Genomic DNA, 843 nt, shown 5'->3' with positions numbered 1-843 from the left:
TTGCCGTCGATTACGACGCGAAAGACGGTGTCCTCAATGGCAATAGCGACCGTTTGCCCTTGGTAACTGCGTCCTATCCGTAGTCGTTGGCCGGCGACGGTCACCGTCCCATTGGCCGCCACGCGTCGCATGGCCTGGTGTGGGGGCGCCGGTGGCGGCAAGGGCTCGGCGCTGGGGCGTGCTCCACGCAGTGCTGCGCGCTGATCCGCCGGTATCGGCGCGGGCAGCGTCTTGACGAGTCGGCGGTTGGCCACGATGTGCATCAGGGTGCCCTCGAAGCGGACGGTGACGCGCTGGCCGACCAACGTCGACTCCAGCAGCACCTTGTGGCCACCAAGGCCGATGCAGCCATCGCGGGAGACGGTGCGCGCGACTTCGATGACTGCGCTGGTGGTCAGCATGTCGACGGTGACAGCGCCACGTGCGGGCTCTGGTCCGGCGATGCGTGCACCGCGGCGCAGCAGATCGCGCAGGTCGTGTTCGGACAGTCGCGATGGTCGCGTCCGGATGACCGCGCCGTCGAGCACGATGTGGATGCTGCGGTCGCTGGCCCACACCGTGACCTCGCGTCGGGCCAGCGCGGCGGTGAACTTGAACTGCTGATCAGCTGGAAGCAGCAGCCGCGCTCGGGGCGTCAGCACTGCCTCCCACTCGACGGCGTGCACGGTCGCGCCCAACGCGTGCTCTGTCACCGGCGCGAGGTGTTGGCGGGTACGAGGCGGAACGATGACGTCGACGGTGTTGGGGACCAGCGGTTCGGTGGCTACGGGCAGCGGCGGTATCACGTCGATGGGCGCTGGACGGAACACCGTTGCCGGCGTCGCCATCCCCAGCGACTGGTGG

1 pseudogene is annotated in these 843 nt (G+C 68.6%); it reads right to left on the bottom strand.

The annotated features are described in order from the left end of the window. A pseudogene (locus JF781_RS28010) lies at positions 1-843 on the bottom strand (IS481 family transposase); the annotation flags it as partial.

It is taken from the genome of Mycobacterium sp. WUMAC-067, from assembly GCF_020217485.1.
Taxonomy (GTDB): domain Bacteria; phylum Actinomycetota; class Actinomycetes; order Mycobacteriales; family Mycobacteriaceae; genus Mycobacterium.
This window is presented reverse-complemented; position numbering and strand designations above follow the sequence as displayed.